At 54.7% G+C, this 18,882-nt stretch carries 17 protein-coding genes; 8 read left to right on the top strand and 9 right to left on the bottom strand.

Annotated elements, in window-relative coordinates; all coding sequences use genetic code 11:
- Positions 1–2: 2 nt before the first annotated feature.
- From ptsP to rhaS, 7 genes are all read right to left on the bottom strand, one after another.
- The gene (gene ptsP, locus ABIE10_RS21510) at positions 3–2,492 is read right to left on the bottom strand and encodes a phosphoenolpyruvate--protein phosphotransferase (RefSeq protein WP_429157006.1); all 2,490 of its coding nucleotides are present in this window, start codon (positions 2,490–2,492) and stop codon (positions 3–5) included.
- 4 nt (positions 2,493–2,496) lie between these two features.
- Positions 2,497–5,088, bottom strand: coding sequence for a glycoside hydrolase family 38 C-terminal domain-containing protein (locus ABIE10_RS21505; protein WP_286454619.1), 2,592 nt, complete (start codon positions 5,086–5,088; stop codon positions 2,497–2,499).
- Positions 5,089–5,175: 87 nt separating this feature from the next.
- Positions 5,176–6,291, bottom strand: a complete 1,116-nt coding sequence (locus ABIE10_RS21500; protein ID WP_047415600.1) for a PTS fructose transporter subunit IIC — start codon at positions 6,289–6,291, stop codon at positions 5,176–5,178.
- A complete protein-coding gene (locus tag ABIE10_RS21495; RefSeq protein WP_016157892.1) occupies positions 6,284–6,598 on the bottom strand; it encodes a PTS fructose transporter subunit IIB in 315 nt (104 codons plus the stop codon). The genes ABIE10_RS21500 and ABIE10_RS21495 overlap by 8 nt, the downstream gene beginning before the upstream one ends.
- Entirely contained in the window at positions 6,528–6,989 is a 462-nt protein-coding gene (locus ABIE10_RS21490) for a hypothetical protein (protein WP_152607070.1), read from the bottom strand. The genes ABIE10_RS21495 and ABIE10_RS21490 overlap by 71 nt, the downstream gene beginning before the upstream one ends.
- A gap of 222 nt (positions 6,990–7,211) precedes the next feature.
- Positions 7,212–8,060 carry an HTH-type transcriptional activator RhaR gene (rhaR, locus tag ABIE10_RS21485; protein ID WP_049040553.1) on the bottom strand — a complete coding sequence of 283 codons (849 nt, stop codon included), beginning with the start codon at positions 8,058–8,060 and terminating at the stop codon, positions 7,212–7,214.
- A gap of 105 nt (positions 8,061–8,165) precedes the next feature.
- Entirely contained in the window at positions 8,166–9,014 is an 849-nt protein-coding gene (gene rhaS / locus ABIE10_RS21480; protein ID WP_016157890.1) for an HTH-type transcriptional activator RhaS, read from the bottom strand.
- Between the two features lie 300 nt (positions 9,015–9,314).
- On the opposite strand from rhaS, the gene rhaB reads away from it, so the two are divergent.
- The 5 genes from rhaB (at position 9,315) to rhaM (ending at position 14,586) form a co-directional block, all read left to right on the top strand.
- Positions 9,315–10,784, top strand: coding sequence for a rhamnulokinase (gene rhaB, locus ABIE10_RS21475; RefSeq protein WP_016155199.1), 1,470 nt, complete (start codon positions 9,315–9,317; stop codon positions 10,782–10,784).
- Positions 10,781–12,040: an L-rhamnose isomerase gene (gene rhaA, locus ABIE10_RS21470; protein ID WP_019077926.1), complete on the top strand. Its 1,260-nt coding sequence runs from the start codon at positions 10,781–10,783 to the stop codon at positions 12,038–12,040. Before rhaB ends, rhaA begins: the two co-directional genes overlap by 4 nt.
- A gap of 132 nt (positions 12,041–12,172) precedes the next feature.
- On the top strand, positions 12,173–13,000 hold the full coding sequence (gene rhaD / locus ABIE10_RS21465; protein ID WP_016155197.1) for a rhamnulose-1-phosphate aldolase: 828 nt from the start codon (positions 12,173–12,175) through the stop codon (positions 12,998–13,000).
- Between the two features lie 126 nt (positions 13,001–13,126).
- Entirely contained in the window at positions 13,127–14,275 is a 1,149-nt protein-coding gene (gene fucO, locus ABIE10_RS21460; protein ID WP_016155196.1) for a lactaldehyde reductase, read from the top strand.
- Complete coding sequence (gene rhaM, locus ABIE10_RS21455) at positions 14,272–14,586, top strand: L-rhamnose mutarotase (protein WP_016155195.1); 315 nt, start codon at positions 14,272–14,274, stop codon at positions 14,584–14,586. Before fucO ends, rhaM begins: the two co-directional genes overlap by 4 nt.
- Positions 14,587–14,877: 291 nt before the next feature.
- Here rhaM and ABIE10_RS21450 read toward each other — a convergent pair whose 3' ends face one another.
- A complete protein-coding gene (locus tag ABIE10_RS21450) occupies positions 14,878–16,275 on the bottom strand; it encodes a carbohydrate porin (protein ID WP_429157001.1) in 1,398 nt (465 codons plus the stop codon).
- Between the two features lie 336 nt (positions 16,276–16,611).
- A complete protein-coding gene (locus tag ABIE10_RS21445; protein ID WP_016155192.1) occupies positions 16,612–17,160 on the bottom strand; it encodes a helix-turn-helix domain-containing protein in 549 nt (182 codons plus the stop codon).
- A 101-nt stretch (positions 17,161–17,261) separates the two neighbouring features.
- On the opposite strand from ABIE10_RS21445, the gene ABIE10_RS21440 reads away from it, so the two are divergent.
- The 3 genes from ABIE10_RS21440 to ABIE10_RS21430 all read left to right on the top strand — a co-directional run bounded on the left by ABIE10_RS21440 (position 17,262) and on the right by ABIE10_RS21430 (position 18,873).
- Entirely contained in the window at positions 17,262–17,921 is a 660-nt protein-coding gene (locus ABIE10_RS21440) for an AzlC family ABC transporter permease (RefSeq protein ID WP_429156999.1), read from the top strand.
- Positions 17,921–18,244, top strand: coding sequence for an AzlD domain-containing protein (locus tag ABIE10_RS21435; protein WP_016157884.1), 324 nt, complete (start codon positions 17,921–17,923; stop codon positions 18,242–18,244). Before ABIE10_RS21440 ends, ABIE10_RS21435 begins: the two co-directional genes overlap by 1 nt.
- Before the next feature lie 182 nt (positions 18,245–18,426).
- Positions 18,427–18,873 (top strand): PTS fructose transporter subunit IIA, encoded by a 447-nt coding sequence (locus ABIE10_RS21430; RefSeq protein WP_429156995.1) that lies wholly within the window; start codon positions 18,427–18,429, stop codon positions 18,871–18,873.
- Positions 18,874–18,882 lie beyond the last annotated feature (9 nt).

The following is an 18,882-nucleotide window of genomic DNA, read 5'->3' as shown; positions in this document are numbered from 1 at the left end:
ATTTATCCCGCCATTTCCTGTGCCAGATGCACGGCGACATCCTGCGGCGACATGCTGCCAAGCAACTGCTCACGGAAATCCACATGCATCAACTTACGCGCCAGACGGGAGAAGATTTTCATATGATCGCCCTTCTCCTGCTCGCTCACCGTCAGCATGATAACCAGCGAGACATCCACCTCGTCGCTCCACGCCAGCGGCTCACTCAAACGCATCACCGACACGCTACTGTGCGCGACCGCCGCCGATTTGCAGTGAGGAAGCGCAATTGCAAATCCTAATGCGGTAGAGAAAATCGCCTCACGCTGCCAAATAGCCTCTTCAACGGCTGAGCCGGAAAAGACCCGCTGTTCGACCTCAAGATTATCGGTGAGCACCTTAATCGCCTCCGCTTTACGGGTAATCGCCCGATCGAGCAGGATCAGGGCGGGATCAAACACGGGTTTTGCTTGCGCCGCCACCTGTTGTGAAAGTAGTACCGCCACGTCCTGACCACTTTCACAAGCTAATGCCCGTTCCAGCGTCTGCTCGCTGTGCGCGAGGGTTAAGGTCATTAAGCGCGCCTTGGCTGGCGCAATACGGCTTGAGGACATGCTGATCTGTCGTAAACCAACGCCCAACAGTAGCGCCAGCGCCGACGGGTCGCCGCCCATCTCGCCGCACAGGCTGATCTCAATACCGGCCCGCTGCGCGCGCGCCGTCATCTCCTTCAGTAGCTGTAAAAACGTGGGATCAAAATAGTTGTAGAGATGTCGAACCTGCGCGTTGCCCCGGTCACAGGCCAGGAAGTATTGCGTCAGGTCGTTGCTGCCAATCGAAACAAAGTCGATATACGCAGCGGCTTTCTCCAGCAGATAAAGCACTGATGGCACTTCCGCCATAATACCCAGCGACCACTGCCCAACCGCCGCCCCCTCGGCCAGCAGTTGCGCCGCCGTTTGCTGGAACTGTTCACGCAGCCACTTCACCTCAGCAAGCGTAGTCACCATCGGCGCCATAATGTGCAACGGTCCGGCGGCGCTGGCACGCAGTAGCGCACGTATCTGAGGACGGAAAATCGACATAAATTCGGGATACAGGCGGATGCCGCGCCAGCCAAGAAAGGGGTTTTCCTCCGGCGGCATCGCCAGATAGTCACAGGGTTTATCACCACCAATATCCAGCGTACGGATCACCACTTTACGCCCCCGCGCCTGTTCCAGCACATGACGATAGGCCTGGTATTGCTCCTCCTCGTCAGGCGGCGCGGCTCGTTCGCAGAACAGCATTTCAGTGCGGAACAGACCAATCCCCTCCGCCCCGGCGGCAAATGCCGCTTCCGCTTCCGCCGCCAGCGCGATATTCGCCAGCACCGTCACCCGTTCACCCTCTTGCGTCGCCCCAGGGCGTTGAATAAGCGGCTGTAAACGCGCCTCAAGGCGCTGACGTTTGTCCTCTTCCAGTTGATACCACCGCAGAGCCTGCTCATCCGGTGACACCACCACCACCCCGTGGCGAGCGTCGAGCAGCAGCGCTTCACCACCGCGAATATGCCCCGCTTCCGCCGCCTCTACGCTCAGTAGCGGAACCCCAAACGATCGCGCCAGAATGACGGTATGTGATGTTTCCCCGCCCGCGCCCATCACCACACCTTTCAGATGCGGGCCGCGCAGCGCCAGAAACTGGCCTGGCGTTATGGGAACCGGACTGATAACGATGGTGTCTTGCGACAATGCCGTTTGCGGCATCAGCGGCTGCGCGGTGAGATGCGCCGCCAGACGCAGGCCCAAATCCTGTAAATCCAGCACCCGCTGTTGTAGGTAGACGCTGCGACTTTCGCGCAGCGGCGCGCTCAGTTCATCCAGCGCCAGCGCCAATGCTGCCAGCGCATTGCGCGCTGTACGGTCGGTAAGTAGCGAGGTTTCGAAGAGCGCATCGTCCAGCAGTTTGACATGAGCCTGTAGCACCGCTGCGGCTTCTCCCTGTGTATGCGGTAATGCGTCGTGCAGCTCGCGGCGTACATGCTCAAGTGCCGCCGTCAGCGCGACTCGCTGTACAGCCGGCGCCGCCACCGCCTCTTGTTCTGCCAATTGATACAGATCCGGCACGCCCAGATGCATTGCCACCCCTTGCGCCAGCCCAGCGCTCACCCCGTTACCGCGTACCCACTCCGCGCGGGTCTGCGCCAGAAAAACCGGCAGAGGTTGCTCCACCCGTTCCGGCGTCTGGGCAACGGGTTCGTCACACGCGGCAAACTCTTGCCTCACAAACTGAGTCAGCGCCTGATGCGCGGCAGATTCATCCTCGCCCTCAATCACCAGTTCACACGGGTCCTGATACAAAATATCGGTCCCAATCATCGCCAACACGCTACGGGCATCGGCCTGACGCTGGTTACGCAGATTGCCTATTTGAACGCGAGCCTGAAATGCGCTGACGCGCTGCTCTAACGCACTGGCGGGGCGGGCATGTAGACCATTTGGCAACGGGCAGGTAAAACGAATGTTTAACACAATATTATCCTCTGGCTGCAGGCGTAATACGCCATGAGATCGGCGTGCAGGCCGGTATCGTTTCATGCGATGAGTTCAGCGATTTTTCCGCCAGCGTAACTTCGCGCACTGTCGCATCAGCAACCGGCGTTGAGCTGATCTGCGGCTGCGAGCCGGGGTTCCAGCCGCGTAAAATCAGCGCATCTTCACGTTGCGCTTTTTTCAAGGTGCTGAAATGGAGTGGTGTCTCCCAGTGCAGCAGGCTGTAGGCTGTCGGGAATGTCAGCGCGTGTGGATTAGTTTTAAAACGCGCCCAGCCGGAATCCAGCCAGCCAACTGGCGGTGTGCGCCAGGCTTCGACTTCACGCCAGAAGTTCGGGCTTTCACCATCGCACAACGGGATGAGCGCGAAGCGGGCGCTAAATTCGCCTGGGATCTGTGAGTCTGGGGAAGGCAACGCCATACCGGATGCGCGTCCCGGACGCCACGGCATACCGGCACGTCCCAGCCAACCCACGCTACGCAGTAGCGTAATGGCGATAACCGATGGGCGTTCTGCGGGAATTTCATATTCTCGCAGCCCATCCGTCACCACACTGATGCCCTGCTTGCCATCATGCATCATTACCAGACTTTGCATTGGCCACAGCGATGCCGGGGCTTCACCCCAATTTTCCTGCTGCCAGACATCCAGCGTGGCCGGTCGGTTGGCGCGACGAATGAGACCAAACGGTTGATCGGCAAAATGGACATCGGTAAAGACATCAGCAGGAATTTCCACCTGTAAACGATGATCGTGCAAGGTGTTGTTGACGCTAACCTGGAGGTCCAGCGTCGGGCGCTGGTGATCCAGCATGACCACCATGCTGACATCCAGTCGTGCATTACAACGGTGCTCCTGCCTGTCGGCCAGCGTGTGCGGTGCTGCGATAGACCAGCTTAGCGACAACGTGTCCACCAGCGCGCCGCGCTGCCAGTCGGCGTGAAGCAGCGCCCCTGCGCCGGTAACGCGCCAGTCATCCTCTGGTGGAGAATAGTTATAGGTGTCACCGGCATCGCCGCCGTCCACCAGTTGAATAAGGTTATCCCAGCGCTTACCGCTGCGCTTATCGACCAGAACGACCTGTTCACCTTCCAGCGTCAGGCGTAACCACGGGTTCTCCAGCGCCTCTTCTGTCGAGGACGGCACAGCAAATCCGGGGGCGCACTCATCTTGCAGATACAGGGTGGTATAGCCGCAGGCGGGGAGCGATGCGACCTCCAGTAAAATATCGCACCGCCGATAGAAGACCGGATCGGGGCTATTGGACAGTTCCTGAACAATGACGGACATATCTTGCGATGTCTCACGCATAATCTGCCAGCGGCAGGGTTGTCCCTGATCGTCAACAATGCGGAACGCCTCACCGGGTAGGTAGAGCGTCAGCGCCACCAGGCCATCGCGCACCGACGGCAGCGCGTTAAAGACGATGATTTTTTTACCCTGTTGCTGCGCCGTAATGCCGTTTGCCAACATCTGCATATTCAGCTCGTACAGGCGCTCGGCTTTTTCCTGACCCGAGAGCAAACGCGCCTTAACCATTGCATTCACGCGATCGGCGTTACACCCACCGATACTATCGTGAGCGTGGGATTTCATCGCCTCGCGCCATATTGTCTCAACGGCTCGCTGCGGATAGGGCAACCCCAGCGTCCAGGCCACACTCAGCAACGGTTCTAGCTGACGGCTGACGAAGTTCTCCAGCCGGACGTTGGCCTGTTTAATATCCATGCGGGTAGAAAAAATACCGCGATGGATACGCATATATTTCGGGCTTAGCAGTTCGCCCTCAAAGATCGCCAGCGGCGTATCCGCCAGTGCGGCAAAGTAACGGCTAAAGTCGCTGCGAATAAAGCGGTACGCCGTTTGTTCCTGATTCAGCGTGTCGAGCATTGCCGGAACGCCGTACTCAAACGGTGACTGATCGTTACCGTTCGGCAGTAGTAGCTGCGTACTGCGGCTAAATGCCGCCTGCTTTTCCATAACCGCAGAGAGGCGCGGCCAGGCCTGGCTGGCATCCGTCGGCAACCACTTAGCGCACCCATAACCCTGCGGTAATACCGCCGTCGTCACCACGCTGCCCCCCTGGCTTCGCCAGCGGAACTCGGTAAACGGCGTGTCGTACTCGCTCCAGCCGCGCCAGATAACCGCGTGGTCGATGGCAAACTGATTAAGGAACATGGGCAACTGTGCGCTTTGGCCAAAGGAGTCCGGTACATAACCGACCGCCATTCTCGGCCCTATCTCGTCACAGTCTGCCTGCCCCAGCAGCAGATTGCGGGTGATGGACTCAGCGCCAACCACCAAAAAATCGGTCTGTGTATACCAGGGACCGATTAACAAACGTCCGGCTTTCACCAGCGCCTGCACGCGTTCGCGGCTTTCTGGTGCCAGTTGGAAATAATCTTCCAGCACCACCGTTTGGCCATCAAGCATAAATGGACCTAATGATTCATCCGCTTCAAGATGTTGGATAAGATCTGCCATAAAATAATAAAGCAGAGCCTGGGAATCATTCTCCGTAAAATACCATTCACGATCCCAGTGCGTATGCTGAATTAAATGAACCGTTTTCATTTCGTTTATTCCTGTTTTAAGGCGTAGGTAACCCGCACGGATATTTACCCGCGCTAAACATAGGGAAATATTAATTCAGTAGTACGTCTAACGGCTGGCTTTAAATTTCGGCGCCACCGTCTCTTTTCTCACCTCAGGCGTGGCTGTCGGGCCACGGAATATCAACAGTGAGCCGCAGGCGATAATCGCCGAGCCGCAGACAATCGAGAGCACATAAATCGGCCATTTTTCTACCGCCAGCCAGCCGTAAAAACCGGAGATCGGCGCATGGTTTACCGCCCCTAATCCTACCGCCATCGCCGCCCCCACCGCCGAGCCAATCACGTTGACGACAATAATTCTTGGATTTGACAGCGCAAACGGAATGGCGCCTTCAGAAACACCAATCAGCCCCATCAACGTAGAGGCTTTACCCGCCTCACGCAGGGATTCCGGGAAGCGTGACGACCACAGCAGCGTAGCGACACCCAGACCAATTGGCGGCACGATAATCGCCACCTGCGCGGCGGTGTTTGGGTCATAAATACCGGAGGCCAGTAACGCCATTGCCGTCGTCACCGCCGCCTTGTTAATCGGGCCGCCGAGATCAAACCCAACCATGCCGCCAATGACCGCCGCCAGCAGCACTTTGTTCGTGCCGGACATGGATAACAGCCAGCTTTCCATGCCGTGATTCAACGCCGCCAGCGGCGTACCGATAATAAATGCCATCACCACGCAGGTCAGCAGCGTACCGCCGACTGGCAGAATGAAAATAGGCACAGCAGAGGAGAGCGCCTTCGGCAATTTGATGTAGCGGTTCAGGGCGCGAACGATATAGCCCGCGACAAAACCGGCCGCCAGCGCGCCGAGAAAACCCGTTCCCAGGTTACTCGCCAGCAGTCCGCCAATCATCCCCGGCGCAAGACCCGGTTTGTTCGCCAGCGCAAAGCTGATATAGCCGGCCACCACCGGCAACATCAGGGACAGCGCCAGCCCGCCGAAACCATCAAATTTGTGCAGCAACTGCACCACCATGCCGGCCTGCTCGTAGCTGGCATCCCAGATGTTATCAATACCGTAGAGAGAAGCGCCGATACGGGCGATCCCCATTAGCACAGCTCCAGCAATGACAAACGGCAGCATCCATGAAACGCCGGTCATAATGGCGTTCTTGACCTCTATCCCGGTAGACGGTTTGTCTCCCCCCTGAAACTTAGCCATTTGCAACCTCCTGCTCTACTGCTTCAAACACCGCATCGCCAAATTTGATGGGATCAGAGACGCTGCATTCGAGCTTCACCATGCCATCGAAACGCTCTTTCCCGCTAATCGCAACGTCGGCAGCAATGATGACCGCGTCAGCGCGCGCCAGATCCTCTGGCGTAATTTCATTCTCAGCGCCAATGCTCCCCTGCGTTTCCACTTTGACTTCATGCCCACGGTTTTTCCCCGTGATTTCAAGCGATTCCGCAGCCATGTAGGTATGAGCAACGCCGGTCGGACAAGCTGCAACACAAACAATGTACATAATGATTCCTCATAGATTCAGGCAATAAAAAAAGCACAATGGCGAAAGTGCGCATTGTGCTTTGTGTAGGACTAACAAATTGATAAACCTGGCTTTCACCGTCAGCGCCGCTGGCATGGCGGCAAACTAACAGTTGGTGCAGGCTGGAGTTACGGAAACTGAAGGCCAGCTCGTCACGTTTGCGACGGCACAGCAGCGCCTGCGGGAAATGCAGGCCAAAACGGGCAGGACGATGACAGCGTTGACGTACGCTCGCGCCGATAGCTTCGCTGGCGCAGTCCCACAGGCTGGACCATTCGCGCGCCATTTGCGTATCCATACACTCCTGCTCGGCGATATCATTTTCAGCCAGATCGTTAACGGAATTAAACCAGCAAAAATAATCAAGCATACGTTTAATTTTGCGATCGCAAGATAGCAAAATTAAAAGCAGACTTTTGATGATTATAGAGTTGGTCAACACAAACGTTACTCCGATAAATAAGTTTGCTGAGAATAAAACAAAAATAAAAGAGCAACTGTGATTTATTGCACAGAGCATTCACTCATTATGTCTAATTTAGTCTGAATATGTATCAAAACGCCACTGCAATATATAAACCAGATTTATATATTATGGTGTCACCCGACTACGATGGCGCCATTGCCCTGGCGTCATCCCGACTTCGCGGTTAAATACCACCGAAAAATAGTTACTGTCTTCAAAACCGCACTGCATAGCAACTTCACCAATCAGCTTTTCAGTATGCGATAACAGATACTGAGCATGGCAAATGCGCAGTTGCCGCAGGTAATGGTTGATAGTCATCCCGGTCTGGCTGCGGAACTGCTGGCGCAAAACGCGTTCGCTGCACCGTTCACGCTCGCAAAACGTATCCAGTTCGAACGCATGCTCATGGCTACCGGCTAACGCGGTGATCAGTTTATCCAGCAGCGTTTCACTTGACGTCGCCGGGAGCGTATCCGTGGCATAACGATGACGTTTAAGGTGAGTTACCAGTTGACCAAACAGCAGCTCAGCCATGGTAAAGGCCTGCGCATCGCGCTGATTACTTTCATGCTCAAGCTGGCTTATCACCTGTCTGGCCTGGGTCATGCCAACGCTGCCAAGTCGCCAGTGCGGCTGCCTTGGCGTACCGTCAAATCCGGGGATCGCCCCTTGCCAATCAACATTCAGCGTTAACCGCTCCGGGCAGTAGATGATATTTTGCAACACAAGGTCGTTAACGGAGGTGTAGGAGTGTTTATCTTCGGCGCGAATGTAAAACAGATCGCCACGGGTTATCCGGTACGGACGATCGTTAAGGACATGCAGACCATTGCCGCGCCAGACCAAAACCAGCTCGCAAAACTCGTGGGTATGCTCAGCAAAGACATCCTGCGGATAACGATCGGCCACGGCGACAGCCTGCTGCTCATGCGCAAAAAAGTCTGATTTCAAAAGAACCAGATGATTCGCCATCACATCACCTCAACCTGTACGCTTGCCGGATAAGCGCAGCGCATCCGGCATGAAAGGGTATGATTATCAGCAAACGGACGGTAAAAAACGTTGATAGCTTTCGCGTTACTGAAGGCTGCTTCCCGCTATAAGGTCACGCCCCTGACGAATATCGCGTGGCGACCACTCGAACTCACGGCGAAAAAGCGTCGAAAAGTGGTTACTGTCACCGAAACCGCAGAGATAAGCGATATCAGTCACGCTGTCATCACTGTGGCGGAGCAGATGTCGGGCTTTAATCAGTCGCAGACGGTTAAGGTAGCGCTGCGGCGTCAATCCTGTTTGCTGTTTAAGCTGGCGATGCAGAGTGCGTAAAGAGAGCGAAAACTTCTCGGCCAGCGCCTCCCAACACACCTCTTCGGCAAAGTTATCCTCCAGCCATGCCATCAAAAGGTTAAGCCGCGCATCGTTATCGGTCGCCGCTTCCATCAGGCTGCTTTTACGTAGCAGTACCAGCAACTGCATAAATAAGATCTCGCGATTTGCCGCCGTGGGCGTATCCATCTCCTCGCCGAGCGTCTCCATCTGCCCCACCAGGTGACGAACCTGCTGCAGTACGCCCTGGTTTACGCGCCAGTGGGAGGGATACTGCCCATTTTGTTCCTGAGGCAAAAGCTGATTCAGCCCGGCCAGAAATTGAAACGCATCCGGAGAGCGATACAACACATTGGTCAGACACAGATTGTCAGTATGTTCATATAAATGCCTGTCATGATCGCGAACGAAACACACCGTACCACCGCTGATGGTGTAAGGCTGTCCGTTGAACACATGGATCCCCGTTCCATGTTCGACCACCACAATTTCATGAAAATCATGATGATGTTCAGGAAACGCGGGCTGAGGAAGCCGCGGTTCAATAGCCACAGGTGCTTTACCTGTCGGAAAAAAATCCACGCAATGCAGTACGGTCATGACGGCTCCCCCTGATTAACGAATATGGCTGAATAGTAATTAAGGGTTCCTACCCTCACCTTAATTTTTTGACGCCAAAGTGCGTAAACACGGTTAATTCTTCAAGAAATGGCGGGAAAGATCGGGAAATGCGGAAGGCGTCACATCCGCCAAAATCCGCGCTATTAGTGGAAACTGTGAACAACATCACGTTCACCTTTGCCATGTTGCCAGCCGCTAATTGGGGCTGTCACTGTCAAGAAGGTACGCTTTATTCGGGGTTCTTAGACTGAGTGCAATAAAACTCAGAAGGACCTCGCCATGACTTTTCGCCATTGTGTCGCTGTCGATCTCGGCGCATCCAGTGGGCGCGTAATGCTCGCACGTTACGACAGTAAACACCGCACCCTGACGCTGCGTGAAATCCACCGCTTCGTTAACTGTCTGCAAAAAACGGACGGTTTTGACACCTGGGACATCGACAGCCTGGAAAACGACATTCGCCTTGGCCTGAAAAAAGTCTGTGATGAAGGCATTCGGATAGACAGCATTGGCATTGATACCTGGGGCGTGGATTACGTATTGATCGATAACGCCGGCCAACGTGTTGGTCTGCCGGTCTCTTACCGTGACAGCCGCACGACCGGCATTATGTCACAGGCGATGGCGCAGCCAGGTAAAGGTGAAATCTACCGCCGTAGCGGCATTCAGTTTCTGCCGTTTAACACCCTGTATCAGCTGCGTGCGCTGGTTGAACAGCAGCCAGAACTGCTTGCGCAGGTGGCACATGCTCTGCTGATCCCCGACTACTTCAGCTTTCGCCTGACCGGCAAATTGAACTGGGAATACACCAACGCCACCACCACCCAGTTAGTCAATATCAACACCGACGACTGGGATGACACGCTGCTGGCGTGGACCGGGGCAGACAAAGCCTGGTTTGGTCGCCCGACGCATCCGGGGAACGTCATTGGTCACTGGATTTGCCCGCAGAAAAACCAAATTCCGGTTGTGGCCGTCGCCAGTCACGACACCGCCAGCGCGGTCATCGCTTCACCACTGGCCGATAAAAATAGTGCGTATCTCTCTTCCGGTACCTGGTCGCTGATGGGCTTTGAGAGCAGAACGCCGTATACCAACGATGCGGCGCTGGCGGCGAACATCACCAACGAAGGGGGCGCGGAAGGGCGCTACCGCGTACTGAAAAACATCATGGGACTGTGGCTGCTCCAGCGCGTTTTAAAAGAGCGCCAGATTACCGACCTGCCAACGCTTATTGCCCAAACGCAAGCGCTGCCGGCCTGCCAATTCCTGATAAACCCGAACGACGATCGCTTTATCAACCCCGACGATATGAGCGCGGAAATTCAGGCGGCCTGCCGTGAATCGGGTCAACCCGTTCCCCAGCAAAACGCCGAACTGGCGCGCTGTATCTTCGACAGCCTGGCATTGCTATACGCTGACATTCTGCAAGAGCTGGCACAACTGCGTGGTGCAGCATTTAGCCAACTGCACATCGTTGGCGGCGGCTGCCAGAACGCCCTACTGAACCAGCTGTGCGCGGATGCCTGCGGTATTCGCGTGATGTCCGGGCCGATTGAGGCCTCCACGCTCGGCAATATTGGCATCCAGTTGATGACGCTGGACGAGCTTAACAACGTCGATGATTTCCGTCAGGTGGTGCGTGCCAACTACGACCTGACCACCTTCATTCCAAATCCTGAAAGTGAAATTGCCCGCTACCAGGCGCAGTTTCCATCACTACGACAGACAAAGGAGCTTTGCGCATGACCACTCAACTTGAACAAGCCTGGGAACTGGCAAAACTGCGTTTCGCCGCGGTAGGCATTGATGTCGAGGCGGCCTTACGCCAGCTCGATCGTCTGCCGGTCTCCATGCACTGCTGGCAAGGCGATGATGTCGCCGGTTTCGAGAATCCGGAAGGCTCGCTCACAGGCGGTATTCAGGCTACCGGCAACTATCCGGGCAAAGCGCGTAACGCCACCGAACTGCGCGCCGATCTGGAGCAGGCGCTGAGCCTGATCCCGGGTCCAAAACGTCTGAATTTGCACGCGATCTATCTGGAGTCCGATACGCCGGTTGCCCGCGACCAAATCAAACCTGAACATTTTAAAAACTGGGTTGAGTGGGCGAAAGCGAACCAGTTAGGGCTGGATTTCAACCCCTCCTGCTTCTCTCACCCGCTGAGCGCCGACGGCTTCACGCTGGCCCACGCCGATGACACCATTCGCCAGTTTTGGATTGACCACTGCAAAGCCAGCCGTCGCGTCTCAGCGTATTTTGGCGAGCAGTTGGGTACGCCGTCGGTGATGAATATCTGGATCCCGGATGGCATGAAAGACATTACCGTTGACCGGTTAGCGCCGCGCCAACGTCTGCTTGAAGCACTGGATGAAGTGATCAGCGAAAAACTCGACCCGGCGCACCATATCGACGCCGTCGAGAGCAAACTGTTTGGCATCGGCGCCGAAAGCTACACCGTGGGCTCCAACGAGTTCTATATGGGTTACGCCACCAGCCGTCAGACTGCGCTGTGCCTGGATGCGGGTCACTTCCATCCGACTGAAGTGATTTCCGACAAAATCTCCGCCGCCATGCTGTACGTACCGCGTCTGCTGCTGCACGTCAGCCGTCCGGTGCGCTGGGACAGCGATCACGTGGTGCTGCTGGATGACGAAACGCAGGCGATTGCCAGCGAGATCGTCCGCCACAACCTGTTCGACCGCGTACACATCGGCCTCGACTTCTTCGACGCCTCTATTAACCGCATCGCCGCGTGGGTTATCGGCACTCGCAATATGAAAAAAGCCCTGCTGCGCGCGCTGTTAGAACCGACCGAACAACTGCGTCAGCTGGAAGCCAGCGGCGACTACACCGCTCGTCTGGCCCTGCTGGAAGAGCAAAAATCGCTGCCGTGGCAGGCCGTGTGGGAGATGTACTGCCAGCGTCACGACACGCCAGCGGGAAGCCAGTGGCTGGACAGCGTGCGCGCCTATGAGAAAGAGATTTTGAGCAAACGTAGCTAAGGCTTACAGGCCGGATAAGACGCCCCACGTCGCTATCCGGCAATGAATGAAAGACGATTGCCGGATGGATCTTCACTTATCCGGCCTACGTAAGACCCGATAACGATCGGGCAATCAACAGGATCACCGAATATGCAAAACATGACTAATTCCTGGTTCGTCCAGGGGATGATCAAAGCCACTTCCGACGCGTGGCTGAAAGGCTGGGACGAACGTAACGGCGGCAATCTGACGCTGCGTCTGGATGAGGCTGACATTGCGCCATTTAGCGCCGATTTCCACGAAAAACCGCGCTATATCGCGCTAAGTCAGCCAATGCCTTTGCTGGCGAACACGCCGTTTATCGTCACCGGTTCCGGTAAATTTTTCCGTAACGTTCAGCTCGATCCCGCGGCAAATTTGGGCGTGGTGAAAGTAGACAGCGACGGCGCGGGCTACCACATCCTCTGGGGCCTGACCCACGAAGCGGTGCCAACCTCTGAGTTGCCGGCTCACTTCCTCTCCCATTGCGAGCGTATTAAAGCGACGAACGGCAAAGACCGCGTGATCATGCACTGCCATGCTACCAACCTGATCGCCCTGACCTACGTGCTGGAAAACAACACCCCGCTGATTACCCGCAAACTGTGGGAAGGCAGCACCGAGTGTCTGGTGGTGTTCCCGGATGGCGTCGGCATTCTGCCGTGGATGGTGCCGGGTACGGATGAAATCGGCCAGGCAACCGCCGAGGAAATGCAGAAACACTCGCTGGTACTGTGGCCGTTCCACGGCGTGTTCGGCAGCGGCCCCTCCCTCGACGAAGCATTTGGCTTGATAGATACCGCAGAAAAATCCGCCGAAGTTTTAGTCAAAATCTATTCGATGGGCGGTATGAAGCAGACCATCACGCGTGAAGAGCTGGTAGCACTGGCTAAACGCTTTGGCGTGACTCCGCTGGCAAGCGCCGTAGAGCTGTACTGATACCTGCCAACTCAACGCCGGATGCGGCTTCGCTTTATCCGGCCTACATGACGATGCACGTTTCACCGTCGGCCCGATAAGCGTAATGCCATCGGGCACCAGGGATTTTTTTTAAGGAGAATAGTGATGAGCTTTATGTTGGCACTGCCAAAAATTAGCCTGCATGGCGCCGGCGCGATTGCCGATATGGTGAATCTCGTGGCGAATAAACAATGGGGCAAAGCGCTGATCGTCACCGATGGTCAACTGGTGAAGCTGGGCCTGCTGGATAGCCTGTTTGCCGCACTGGATGAACATCAAATGTCTTACCACCTGTTTGATGAGGTGTTCCCGAATCCGACAGAAGAGCTGGTACAGAAAGGTTTTACGGCATATCAGGGGGCAGAATGTGACTACATTATCGCCTTCGGCGGCGGCAGCCCGATCGATACCGCCAAAGCGGTGAAGATCCTGACCGCCAACCCTGGCCCTTCTACCGCATACTCCGGCGTGGGCAAAGTGAAAAATGCGGGCGTGCCGCTGGTTGCCATCAATACCACTGCTGGTACAGCAGCAGAGATGACCAGCAACGCGGTCATTATCGACTCTGCCCGCAAGGTCAAAGAGGTGATCATCGACCCGAACATCATCCCGGATATCGCCGTGGATGACGCCAGCGTGATGCTGGAAATCCCAGCCTCCGTTACCGCCGCAACCGGCATGGACGCCCTGACTCACGCGGTGGAAGCCTATGTTTCCGTTGGCGCACATCCGCTCACCGACGCCAACGCCCTGGAAGCAATTCGCCTGATCAACCTGTGGCTACCGAAAGCGGTCGACGATGGTCATAACCTCGAGGCCCGTGAGCAAATGGCGTTTGGTCAGTATCTGGCGGGTATGGCATTCAACAGCGCAGGTCTGGGTCTGGTGCATGCGCTGGCTCACCAGCCAGGCGCGACCCACAATCTGCCGCACGGCGTCTGCAATGCCATCCTGCTGCCGATCATCGAAAACTTTAACCGCCCGAACGCCGTGGCGCGTTTTGCCCGAGTGGCGCAGGCGATGGGAGTGGACACCCGCGGGATGAGCGACGAAGCGGCAAGCATGGAGGCCATCACCGCGATTCGTGCCCTGAGCAAGCGTGTAGGTATTCCGGCTGGTTTTAGTTCCCTTGGCGTGACGAAAGAGGATATTGAAGGCTGGCTGGATAAAGCCCTCGCCGATCCATGTGCGCCGTGTAACCCACGCACCGCCAGCCGCGATGAGGTCCGCGAGCTGTATCTGGAGGCGTTATGATCCGCAAGGCCTTTGTGATGCAGGTGAATGCCGACGCGCACGTTGAGTATCAACGTCGGCACAATCCCATCTGGCCAGAACTGGAAGCGGTGCTGAAAGAGCACGGTGCCCATCACTACGCGATTTATCTCGACCAGGAACGCAACCTGCTGTTCGCCACCGTCGAGATTGAGTCAGAAGAGCGCTGGAACGCCGTTGCCAGCACCGATGTTTGCCAGCGTTGGTGGAAGCATATGCGTGATGTAATGCCGGCAAATCCGGACAACAGCCCGGTCAGCGCTGAGCTAAAAGAAGTGTTTTATCTGCCTTAACCTCTCTGTTTCCTCCCCTGACGGGGGAGGAAACTTTTTTCTCCCGTCAGCAGCATTGCGTTCGTTTTGTCATCCACGCCATTTCCCCACGACCCGGCACCTGCTCAGGCTTGCCAATGCTGAAAGTCTCCGGCGTCACCAAACTGGAAGATGGGACGGTATTTAACTACTCGTGTAGCTACAACCGCGCCGACAAGTTCAAAATCAAAAATAACTGGGTGGGGAAATAAAAGCCTGATGACCAGACTCTAAGAAAAAAGCGCCTGAATCCAGGCGCCTGAGAACGGAAAATCAGAAGAAGTATTTGAAACGGAGACGCGCGCCGTAACGGTCGTCGTCACTGGAAATTTTCTCATCGCTCTGGATTTTGGAATAATAAGTACCGAGGTAGATATTAAAGTTCTGCATATCCATCACATTCGGGATCAGGTAGGAAGCATGGACGGTATGGATATCGTAAGTCCCTTCATCAGTGATGACGCAGTCGTTATCGCATACAAAACCATCCTCAAAGTCATCGATTTTGTTATGCGCGTAAATGTAACCAAGTTCGAAGTTTTTCCACAGGGCGTTGGCCGCAGCAGTGAAGTCTTTTTCATTATCCGCATCGAGATAAGCGGTATTCAGGTTGAACACCACGCCATTTTCCGGGTCGGTTTTCAAACCGTTCCACGTCATGGTTAAACCGTAACCAGTACGATCGGACTGATCGACAAACTCACCGGTGCTGGTGTGTCCGTAGGCGTTATTTACCACCTGCGATTCCATTGCTGCTGCGAAAGAGAGTTCGGTCATTGGCGACCAGGAAACAACAGGACGCAGGTAGACAACGTTTTTCTCTTTTACCATCTCACGGCCATGATAGGTACGCCCTGGAGCAGTAACATTATCACCGTCGGCATAAAGCGATGTACCGTCTTCAACCAGCGAGTTAAGTTCAAAGTACCAGTTATCAATTTGCTTACTTAACAGGAAGTTACCACCAGCATCGGAACGGCCCCGAGCCTCTTTCATCATATAAATATAGCCCTGACCATCGGTATACAAATCGTTGGCCGTATTACCGGAATGCTCAACAAAGGTATCCTGATTCAGCGGGAACATATCGTAGGCCTCGAAGCGCCCAACTTTAACCTTCCAGTCATTTTCCTGACCGAAGTTAAAATAAGCATCATCAAGGTTCATTTTGCCATACATATCCGCCAACGGTTGCACAGAGAAACCCGCGAAACGCCCGTCATCCAGCTTACGCATTCCGTCGAAACCAATCAGGATACGGCCATCCATATCCCACTGTTCCGTCGTATTATCCTCGTTGAGCTTGGTCAGCGTTCCTCTGCGACTTTCCGCATCCATGTTGAATTCCACGTCACCGTAGATTTTCAAATCGCCATAGCCGGAGAGCACCAGGTTAGGGGCGGTGGCGTTCTTTTTGGTCTCTTGCGCGGGCGTAGTGCCGTTGACTGGCGTATTCCCCTGAGCAACTTTAATTTCCTGGATCTCCGCAGCCTGCTGTACCTGCAATTGCTGCACCTGATTTTCCGCTTTTGCCGCGCGGTTTTCCGCAGCTTCCAGCCGAGCCTCCAGTTGTTCGAGCCGCTGTTCCAGAGTCATTTTTTGCGTTTTAGCAAAGCCATTATTTGCCACTAATAATAGACCTATTGCTAAAGCTAACGTCGATTTCTTCATTATTTGCTTTCCTTGAAATAAAGATCGTCCAACGTCTTCCGACCGGAAGACGCGCAACATGCAAATCCAAAAAATATTTTTATAGGTAATACGATACCGATGACTGAAATAAATTCAGAACATTAAAACGTGGCACCAGTGCAGGCTAATATTTATTATCATACTGATTTTATTATGTGTAACGTAGATATAAGTAAGAATGTGAGGGATATAACAATAGTGCTGAAATTAACTAAAAATAATAAAAACAATTTTATATGAATAACAATAAAACATAATTAAAAATAATAAAGGCGCGAACGATAATCGCCGCACCTTTATTTAATAAGCGTTCAATTAACTCTGCTCAGAAACCAGAATCGCCTGAGTGTCAGGCTCCAGTGCTTTAAAGATATGCGCTTGATCGGCGGGGTAACAAATATAATCGCCCTCACCTAACTCCTCCGGCGCTTCCGTCAATCCCACCATCGCCTTACCCTGCGTTACGATAATATGTTCAACCGATCCCGGTGGATGCGGTTGTGAAATACGATCCGCGCCCGGCTGCGTCAGCAGCAGATAGATATCCCGCCGCGCACCCGGTGGGCAGGCGGCCAGTAAAATGGCCTGATAGTGGGCCTGCTCAGCCACGACTTTTGTCCCTTCGCCGCGGCGAATCACCTGCGTTTTTTGCTCCTGCGGTTCCAGCAAGCGCGCAAAGGGAATATCTAACGCCACACACAGCGACCAGAGCGTTTCCAGGCTAGGATTTCCATTGCCCGCTTCCAATTGCGAGAGTGTCGATTTTGCAATCCCCGCGCGACGGGCAATCTCCGCCAGCGACAAACCGGTGCGCTGACGTTCACGCACCAGACTTTTCGCGATCATACTGATGGGCTGGGTCATTCACGACTCCATGTTTTTTATATCGAACGAATTGTTCGACTTGTAAAGCCAATTAGTCACGTTCATTATAATGGAAACTCGTTCGATATGGCTAAAACGGTATGAAACATTATTTTTCCAGTCTCAAAGGCGACACGATAAAAGCAATATTTTTAGTCTGTCTGGCCGTCGGTGTAGTCGGCATGTCATACGGCTCGCTGGCGATGGCCTACGGCTTCCCGCTGTGGGTACCGTTTGTACTCTCTATTACTGTGCTGGCGGGCGCGTCCGAGTTTATGTTTATCGGCATTATCGCCAGCGGTGGAAATCCACTGGCGGCTGCGGCTGCCGGTTTACTGGTTAACGCCCGACACGTGCCGTTCGGCGTCACCGTGCGCGATCTGGTAGGCACCCGGGCTGCCAGTTTCCTCGGCTGTCATATTATGAACGACGAAAGCGTGGTCTTTGGCCTGTCGCCAAAAACGCCTGAGCAACGTAAAGCCGCCTACTGGCTGTGCGGTCTGGGCGTCGCAATTTTCTGGCCTGTTGGCACCCTGATCGGCGCAGGCGTCGGCAAACTGCTCCCTGCCCCGGAAACCATCGGTCTGGATGCCGTCTTCCCTGCCATTCTGCTGGCTCTGGTCGTCCCGGCATTCAAAAACCGCACTACGCTGATTCGTGCCTGTAGCGGCGCCACGTTGTCGCTTGCCGCCATTCCCTTTGCGCCGGTCGGTTTACCGGTTTTGCTCTCACTCTTTGGCTTACTGACGAGGAAAAAATAATGGGCAACATGACGCTGTTTATCGTCGGTATCGCCATGTTATCTGTGGGAACGTATTTAATGCGTTTAGGGGGAGCTAAGCTTGGAAGCCGTTTAGCGTTCTCAGAACGCTCGCAGGCGCTGCTTTCCGACGCCGCAACGGTATTACTGTTCTCCGTTGCGCTGGCGACCACCTTTTACGAAGGCGAACACTTTGCCGGGATGGCGCGCGTACTCGGCGTGGCTTTTGCGGTATTTCTCGCCTGGCGTAAGATGCCGCTGATCGTGGTGATCGTTGCCGCCGCAGTGGTAACCGCGCTGTTACGAATGGTGGGCATACACTAAGAATATAATTACCCTGGCGAAATATTCATCAGGGTAATCACCTGTAGCGTTATGTGTTTTACCCCACAAAACCAGGCGCTAACTCTGCCTCAAATTGTCACTTCCCGCTGACATATTGCTGCTCATCTCTTCACCATCTCACCGTTAAAATCAAATCAAACAGTTTTTAACGGAGTCCCACCATGACAGCCCTTACAGCTAACTGCATTGACCTGAATATTCAGGGGAATAGCGTTTATGCCATCCTCAAGCAACTGGCGAATATGGCGCTTCAAAATGGCTACGTCTCTGACCGCAGCGCCTTCCTGCAAACGCTGCTGATACGCGAAAAGCTGCATTCCACCGGCTTTGGTTCGGGCATTGCCGTCCCACACGGTAAAAGCGCCTGTATCACACGCCCCTTCGTCTTGTTCGCGCGCAAATCAAAAAAAGTGGACTGGAAAGCCAGCGACGGCGAGGACGTTAACTGCTGGATCTGCCTCGGCGTGCCACAAACGGGCGACGACGATCAGGTCAAAATTATCGGCACCCTGTGCCGCAAAATTATCCATCAAGATTTCATCAACCAACTGAAGCAAGGCGACACCAACCAGGTGCTCGCCCTGCTCAATCAGACCTTAACCTCATAAGGAAGCGGC

Source organism: Citrobacter sp. 506 (assembly GCF_050434985.1).
In the GTDB taxonomy this organism is placed as follows: domain Bacteria; phylum Pseudomonadota; class Gammaproteobacteria; order Enterobacterales; family Enterobacteriaceae; genus Citrobacter; species Citrobacter braakii.
This window is presented reverse-complemented; position numbering and strand designations above follow the sequence as displayed.